The organism is Methylobacterium sp. WL103 (assembly GCF_008039885.1).
GTDB classification, from domain to species: Bacteria; Pseudomonadota; Alphaproteobacteria; order Rhizobiales; family Beijerinckiaceae; genus Methylobacterium; species Methylobacterium cerastii.
This window is the reverse complement of record NZ_VRUX01000180.1, coordinates 1-7,397: the sequence shown is the minus strand read 5'-3', so window position 1 is coordinate 7,397 and position 7,397 is coordinate 1. Positions and strand designations below refer to the sequence as shown.

General features: G+C 70.8%; 5 protein-coding genes, 1 tRNA gene and 1 pseudogene. 5 read left to right on the top strand and 2 right to left on the bottom strand.

All coding sequences use genetic code 11. The features are described from left to right. Nucleotides 1-671: AEC family transporter (locus FV222_RS12715; RefSeq protein WP_147814515.1), on the bottom strand; the 671-nt coding region annotated here is incomplete at its 3' end. 118 nt (nt 672-789) lie between these two features. Then, a tRNA-Sec gene (locus FV222_RS12710) sits at nt 790-882 on the bottom strand. Nucleotides 883-1,034: 152 nt separating this feature from the next. On the opposite strand from FV222_RS12710, the gene FV222_RS12705 reads away from it, so the two are divergent. The 5 genes and pseudogenes from FV222_RS12705 to FV222_RS12685 form a co-directional block, all read left to right on the top strand. Then, a complete protein-coding gene (locus tag FV222_RS12705; RefSeq protein ID WP_147752531.1) occupies nt 1,035-3,389 on the top strand; it encodes a PAS domain-containing sensor histidine kinase in 2,355 nt (784 codons plus the stop codon). Continuing rightward, nucleotides 3,386-4,756 carry a sigma-54 dependent transcriptional regulator gene (locus tag FV222_RS12700; RefSeq protein ID WP_147752532.1) on the top strand — a complete coding sequence of 457 codons (1,371 nt, stop codon included), beginning with the start codon at nt 3,386-3,388 and terminating at the stop codon, nt 4,754-4,756. The genes FV222_RS12705 and FV222_RS12700 overlap by 4 nt, the downstream gene beginning before the upstream one ends. A 223-nt stretch (nt 4,757-4,979) precedes the next feature. Continuing rightward, complete coding sequence (hfq, locus tag FV222_RS12695; RefSeq protein ID WP_066925253.1) at nt 4,980-5,234, top strand: RNA chaperone Hfq; 255 nt, start codon at nt 4,980-4,982, stop codon at nt 5,232-5,234. 121 nt (nt 5,235-5,355) lie between these two features. Beyond that, nucleotides 5,356-6,762: a GTPase HflX gene (hflX, locus tag FV222_RS12690; RefSeq protein WP_147752533.1), complete on the top strand. Its 1,407-nt coding sequence runs from the start codon at nt 5,356-5,358 to the stop codon at nt 6,760-6,762. Between the two features lie 14 nt (nt 6,763-6,776). Then, nucleotides 6,777-7,397 (top strand): annotated as a pseudogene (locus FV222_RS12685) (adenylate/guanylate cyclase domain-containing protein); the annotation flags it as partial.

Genomic DNA, 7,397 nt, shown 5'->3' with positions numbered 1-7,397 from the left:
TCCCCGGTGCGCGGGCGGGCGAGGAAGAGCCCGAGCGCCACGAGGGCGCACGGGGCGGCCGACCCGCCGAGCAGCTTCAGGAAGGTCTCGGCGGGCGCCGGCACGGAGGCCCCCGAAAGCGGTACCAGCGCGCCGAGGGCGGGGGCGATCAGCAGCGGGTTGCGCACGAGCGAGCGGGCGACCTTCAGCACCAGCTCCGCGCGCCGGCCCTGTCCTTGTCCTTGCAGCCCGATCTCGATCAGGACGATGGCGACCGCGAACACCACGCAGACGGTCATGATCGCGGCGATGGTGGTGGGCGCGAGCGCCGCCGGGCCGAGCGCCACCAGCGCCAGGGGAAAGCCCATGAACCCGGTGTTGGCGTAGGCCGCGTTGAGGCCGTCGATCGCCGCGTCCGCGAGCGGCATCGGACGGCGCAGGCGGAACGCCACGGTGGCGGAAAAGACGATCAGGCTGCTCAGGCCGAACACCGCGATGAAGCCCGGCTGCCAGATCTCGGCCGCGTGGGTGTGACCGATCACGTCGAAGAGCAGGGCCGGCAGGGCCAGGTAGACGACGTACCGGTTGAGCTCGGCCGTGGCGCCGTCGCCGAGCACGTCGCACCGCCGCATCAGCCACCCCGCGAAGACCAGCGCGAAGATCGGCAGCACGACCATCAGGGTCGAGAACATGAGCGGGACCGCGTCCGGAACCAAGGTCCGGGCGTCCTAGACTCCACGGGCTCCCGCACCAAGGCGTGAGGCGCGCCATCGCGAAAGGCGGTTCGACGAGGGCGGGCGGGAGGACGCTTGGCGGAAGCGGATGGGAATCGAACCCACCGTACGCTTTGGGCGTACCACTGGTTTTGAAGACCAGGAGGGCCACCAGACCCCGTTCGCCTCCGTCGATCGGGATAGCATCGTCCGGCGCGGGGTCCAAGCACCGGCCGCGAGGCCGAAGCGTCGCGGGTCGGACCAGCCCGGCGCGGTCGCCAGCGCCCATCCCGTGCCCGATTCGTAATAATTTCGCCACACTGTTGTGGCCCTGCATCAGCCATGCCGTTTTCGCGATTCAGGGCTTTGAGCGCCCCTTCGGAGGCCTCGCCGGCAAGGCCCGACGAGGCCGGTGCCGCCCCCGACGCGATGCGGCCGGGGCCGCGCGGGCCCGGCTGGATCGGCGCCGTGGTGGTCGTCACCGCGCTGGTCTCGGCGATCGCCACCTTCCTGATCCTGGCCGGCGTCATCCGCGTGACGCCGACGCCGACGATCGGCGTCACGCTGCTCGCGATCAACGTCGCCCTGGTGCTCGGGCTCGCCGTGATCATCGCCTGGGAGGCGCGGGTCTTCCTGCATGCGCGGCGCGCCAACGCGGCGGTGGCCCGGCTCCACACCCGCATCGTCGGCCTGTTCTCGCTGATCGCGATCCTGCCGACCTGCCTGCTGGCCGTCGTCGCCTCGGTGACGATCGACCGCGGCCTCTCGCTCGGCTTCACCGACCGGGTCCGCGACGTGGTGCTGAAGTCCGTGGAGGTGGCCGACGCCTACCAGGAGAACCAGTGCCAGTCGCTGGCGCGCGAGATCCGCATCCTCAACGACGACCTGACGCGAGCGCGGCCGAACTTCGACGTCAACCGCGACTGGTTCGAGAACTTCCTCACCACCCGCGCGAGCAACCTCGGCCTGCCGGTCGCCCAGATCATGCGCGGGCCGAACGAGGTGGTGGCGCGCGCCAAGATCGACGTGCTGAAGACGACGCGCCTGCCCTCGGCCGCCGCCTTCGAGGACGCGGCCAAGTCCAGCGACCCGATCTGCCTGCTGCCGACCGAGGGCCGCGTCTTCGCGGCGATGTTCCGGATGCCGGCCTACGACGACGCGGTGCTGCTGGTGCAGCGCGAGGTCAACCAGCTCGCCATCGACTTCCCCGGCGTGTCGCGGGCGGCGGCGGCCGAATACCTGACCTACGACTCGCTGCGCACCTCGATCCAGGTGACCTTCGCCTCGATCTTCGTGCTGATCGCCCTGATCGCCCTGCTCTCGGCGGTGTGGTTCGGGATGAACTTCGCCAACCGCTTCGTCGCCCCGATCCGCCGCCTGATCAACGCCGCCGACCAGGTCGCCTCGGGCAACTTCTACGCCCAGGTCCCGGCGCGGAAGACCGACGGCGACCTCGCCCACCTCGGCGAGAGCTTCAACAAGATGACGCAGGAGCTGCGCCGCCAGCATGCCGGGCTGACCGCGGCGAGCGACCTGATCGACCGCCGCCGGCGCTTCACGGAAGCCGTGCTGTCGGGTGTCTCGCCCGGCGTGGTCGGCGTCGACGCCGGCGGCTTCGTCACCATCGCCAACCCGGCCGCCGAGCGGATGCTCGACCTCGCCGACGGCGCGCTCGTCGGCCAGCGCCTGTCCGACGCGGTGCCGGAGCTCGCGCCGCTCCTTCCGGGCACGGAAGGGCGCCAGCGCGCGCAGGCGCACCAGATCCAGCTCACCCGCGGCGGGCGCGAGCGCACCATCGCGGTGCGGGTCACCAGCGAGCAGGCGCAGGGCGGGGCGCGCGGCTTCGTGGTGACGGCCGACGACATCACCGACCTCGTCTCGGCCCAGCGCACCTCGGCCTGGGCGGACGTGGCCCGCCGCATCGCCCACGAGATCAAGAACCCGCTGACCCCGATCCAGCTCTCGGCCGAGCGCATCCGGCGCAAGTACGGAAAGGTCATCACCGCCGACAAGGAGGTGTTCGACCAGTGCACGGCGACGATCATCCGTCAGGTCGACGAGATCAAGCGCATGGTCGACGAGTTCTCGTCCTTCGCCCGGATGCCGAAGCCCGCGATCGCCGAGAACGACCTCACCGAGATCGCCAAGCAGAACCTGTTCATGATGCGGGTGGCGCATCCCGACATCGACTTCGCCTTCACCGCCCACGGCGTCGGCGGCACCGGGACGGCGGAGGCTGAGAAGATCACCGCGGCCTTCGACATCCGCCTGCTGAGCCAGGTGATCACCAACATCCTCAAGAACGCCGTCGAGGCGGTGGCCGAGGTGCCCGAGGCCGAGCTCGGCAAGGGCAAGGTCTCCTTAAGCCTCACCGTCGAGGAGGGCTTCGCCACGATCGCGGTGACCGACAACGGCAAGGGATTTCCCGCCGAGGGGCGCCAGCGCCTGCTCGAGCCCTACATGACGACTCGCGAAGGCGGCACCGGCCTCGGTCTGGCGATCGTGAGCAAGGTGCTGGAAGAGCATGGCGGCGGGATCGAGCTGAACGACAACCCCGCCGGCCGCGGCGGCCAGGTGCGCATGCGCGTGCCCCGGGCGCTGCCGCACGCGGACGACGCGGGCCCGGCCCGCGCCAACCCTGACGAGAAGGGCGCCGCGTCGACGGCCCCCCGAATGATTGCGGAGATGCAGCCATGAGCGCCGATATCCTGGTGGTCGACGACGAGGCCGACATCCGCGACCTGGTCGCCGGCATCCTCGACGACGAGGGCCACCGCTCGCGCACCGCGGGCAGTTCCGACGAGGCGCTGGCCGCGATCGAGTCGCGCCGCCCCCACCTCGTCTTCCTCGACATCTGGCTGCAGGGCTCGCGCCTCGACGGCCTGCAGGTGCTCGACCTGATCAAGGCGTCCCATCCGGACCTGCCGGTGGTGATGATCTCGGGCCACGGCAACATCGAGACCGCGGTCTCGGCGATCAAGGCCGGCGCCTACGACTTCATCGAGAAGCCGTTCAAGGCCGACCGGCTGATCCTGGTGGCCGAGCGCGCTCTGGAGGCCTCGCGCCTCCGGCGCGAGGTCCGCGACCTCACGGCACGCTCCGGCACCGCCAACCGCATCGTCGGCGGCTCGGTCGCGATCAACCAGCTGCGCCAGACCCTCGACCGGGTCGCCCCGACCAACGCCCGGGTCATGATCACCGGCGCGCTGGGCTCCGGCAAGGAGCTCGCGGCGCGCGGCCTGCACAAGGCCTCGGCGCGGGCCAGCGGCCCGTTCGTGTTGCTCAACGCCGCCGCGATCCTGCCGGAGACGATGGAATCGGAGCTGTTCGGCGTCGAGGCCGGGGGCGAGCAGGGCAGGCGGGTCGGCGCGCTGGAGGAGGCGCATGGCGGCACCCTCTACCTCGACGAGGTCGCCGACATGCCCCGCGAGACGCAGGGGCGGATCCTGCGCGTCCTCGTCGATCAGAACTTCCAGCGCGTGGGGGGGACCACCCGCGTGCACGTCGACGTGCGCATCATCTCGTCGTCGTCGCGCGACCTCGCCGAGGAGATCGCCGCCGGGCGCTTCCGCGAGGACCTGTTCCACCGGCTCTCGGTGGTGCCGATCCGCGTGCCCTCGCTCTCGGAGCGCCGCGAGGACGTGCCGGAGCTGATCCAGTTCTTCATGGACAACATCTCGGCCCAGACCGGGCTGCCACGCCGGGTCATCGGCCAGGACGCGATGGCGGTGCTGCAATCGCACAACTGGCCGGGCAACGTGCGCCAGCTCAAGAACAACGTCGAGCGGCTGATGATCCTGACCCAGGCCGACCCGGACCAGGAGATCACCTCGGAGATGCTGCCCTCCGAGATCGGCGCCCTGGTGCCGACGACCCCGAACGGGGCCGGCGGCGAGAAGCTGATGAGCCTGGCGCTGCGCGAGGCGCGGGAGATCTTCGAGCGCGAGTACCTCGTGGCGCAGATCGCCCGCTTCTCGGGAAACATCTCCCGCACCGCGGAATTCATCGGGATGGAGCGCTCGGCCCTGCACCGGAAGCTCAAGTCCCTGGGGATCGGCCCCTGAGCCCCTTGCGGACGCATGGCGGCCGCGGTGAGAACCAGCCCCCTTTCGTCGCATGCGGACCCGGTTCGGGTCTTGCATCGACGGGGGAATTGAACGCGTAATATGAAGATCCGGTCCGCCGCAGGCTCCTCCAAGACCAGCGAAGCGGTGGCGGGATCGACGGCGCGACAAGATCGAGAACCCGCCTTCGAAGGCGGGCGCCAAGATAACAAAGGATAAGAAGATGGCGGCCGAACGCGCACAGAACCTTCAGGACACCTTCCTCAACCATGTCCGCAAGAACAAGATTCCGCTGACGATCTTCCTCGTCAACGGCGTCAAGCTGCAGGGCGTGGTGACGTGGTTCGACAACTTCTGCGTGCTTCTGCGCCGCGACGGCCATTCCCAGCTCGTCTACAAGCACGCGATCTCGACGATCATGCCGGGTCATCCCGTGCAGCTGTTCGAGCCGGACGAGACCGCCCCCGAGAAGGCGTGAGCCGGCCCGCGGTCGACACGCGCATTGCGCCATCTTGGTTCGCTGCCCGCGGCGCCCCATCTGAAGGGTCCCGACACGCATCACGCCGCCGCCTGACGCAGGGTGGCGGCCCAAGGATTCCATGACCGAGACGTTGACCTCCGGCGAGGCCCGACTGCAGGCGATGGCCGCGCCGGAAGGCGAGATCGCCGCCGCGACCCACACCCTCGTCGTCGGTCCCTATCTCAGCCGCACCGCCGCCGCATCGCCGCACGGGCCGGCGCCGGTCTCGCGCTCGACGCAGGCGCGCCTGGAGGAGGCGGTGGGTCTCGCCGCCGCGATCGAGCTCGACGTGGTCGAGGCGATCCCGCTCAGCCTCGCCCGCATCCGGCCCTCGACCTATCTCGGCAAGGGCCGCGTCGAGGAGATCGCCGGCCTGATCAAGGCCAGCGAGATCGGTCTCGTGGTGATGGACTGCGCCCTGTCGCCGGTGCAGCAGCGCAACCTCGAGAAGGAATTCGGCGCCAAGGTCATCGACCGCACCGGCCTGATCCTCGAGATCTTCGGCCGCCGCGCCTCGACGCGGGAGGGCACGCTCCAGGTCGAGCACGCCCACCTCGCCTACCAGAAGTCGCGGCTCGTGCGGTCCTGGACCCACTTGGAGCGCCAGCGCGGCGGCTTCGGCTTCCTGGGCGGCCCCGGCGAGACCCAGATCGAGGCCGACCGGCGGATGATCCAGGAGCGCATGACGCGGATCGAGCGCGACCTCGATTCCGTCACCCGCACCCGCGGCCTTCACCGGCAGAGCCGGGCGCGCGTGCCCTACCCGATCGTGGCGCTCGTCGGCTACACCAACGCCGGCAAGTCGACGCTGTTCAACGCCCTGACCAAGGCGCAGGTGGTGGCGCAGGACATGCTCTTCGCCACCCTCGACCCCACGGCCCGCGCCACCAAGCTGCCGCACGGCGAGACGGTGATCCTGTCCGACACCGTCGGCTTCATCTCCGACCTGCCGACCGCGCTGATCGCCGCCTTCCGCGCCACGCTGGAGGACGTGATCGAGGCCGACATCCTGCTCCACGTTCGCGACGTCGCCCACGTCGATTCCGAGGCGCAGGCCGAGGACGTCGGCACGGTGTTGGGCGAGCTCGGGATCGAGATGTCGGCCGACCGGATCATCGAGGTCTGGAACAAGGCCGACCTGCTGGACGAGGGCGAGCGCACGCGGCTGACCAACCTCTCGGCCCACGACCGCAACGACCGCGACGGCGCCGCCCCCGTGCTGGTCTCCTCGCTGACGGGGGAGGGGCTCTCGGCCCTCACCGCGCGGATCGAGGCGCGGATCGCCCGGACGCGCTCGACGTTCGCAGTGATCCTCGGGCCGGAGGAGGGCGCGGCCCTGCACTGGCTCTACGAGAACGCCGAGGTGCTCGACCGGCGCATGGAGGAGGGCGGCACGCTGCACCTCGCCATCCGGGTCGCGCCGGAGAAGGAGCCGCGCTTCCTCAACCGCTTCGCCGGCGCCCGCCGGCTCAGCCGGGCCGGGTAGGCGCCGCACGCGTCATGAGGGACGACAGGGCGGCGCAGGCCGCACGAGACGAGAATACCGTCCTGCGGCTCACGCAGCGGGCCACCGGCGGCCGCCTGCTGGTCCTGCGCGTGGTGATCGTGCTCGTCCTGCTGATGGCGGCCCAGGTCTACGATGGCTCGCTGCACGCGCTCAGCCACTGGTTCATCCTCGGCCTCTACGCGGCCGGCTCGGTCTGGTTCGGTCGGGCGGAGCGCGGGGACGGGCGTCACGCGGAAGGCTTCGCCTGGGCCGGCACCGCGTTGAACGCGGGGCTGGCGATCTACGTCATCGTCGAGCACATGCTGGCGGGCGCCGCCGACACCGGCGGGGGCGCCGACGCGGTGAGCCAGCTGCCGGCCTTCCTGCTCCTGCTCCAGACGGCGCTCAGCATGCGCGTCTGGCACACCGCGCTGTTTGCCGGCACGGTCGCCTTCGCCTGGGGCGCCGCGATCCTGGCCGGCCTCGTCGACCCGGACGGCTTTCTCGGGCCGCATGTCGACCTTGCCGAGCAGGCGCCGGGGCTGCTGACCTTCCTCGCCGCCGGCGTCGTGGTGGTCGACGGGATCGCGCGCCTGCGCCACGCCGCCGGCGAGGCCGTGCGCCTGGAGCACGAG

Excerpts from the sequence above, each read along its gene's own strand:
- hfq (WP_066925253.1), top strand. The coding sequence starts at position 4,980 with ATGGCGGCCGAACGCGCACAGAACCTTCAGGACACCTTCCTCAACCAT.
- hflX (WP_147752533.1), top strand. The coding sequence starts at position 5,356 with ATGACCGAGACGTTGACCTCCGGCGAGGCCCGACTGCAGGCGATGGCC.
- FV222_RS12705 (WP_147752531.1), top strand. The coding sequence starts at position 1,035 with ATGCCGTTTTCGCGATTCAGGGCTTTGAGCGCCCCTTCGGAGGCCTCG.
- FV222_RS12700 (WP_147752532.1), top strand. The coding sequence starts at position 3,386 with ATGAGCGCCGATATCCTGGTGGTCGACGACGAGGCCGACATCCGCGAC.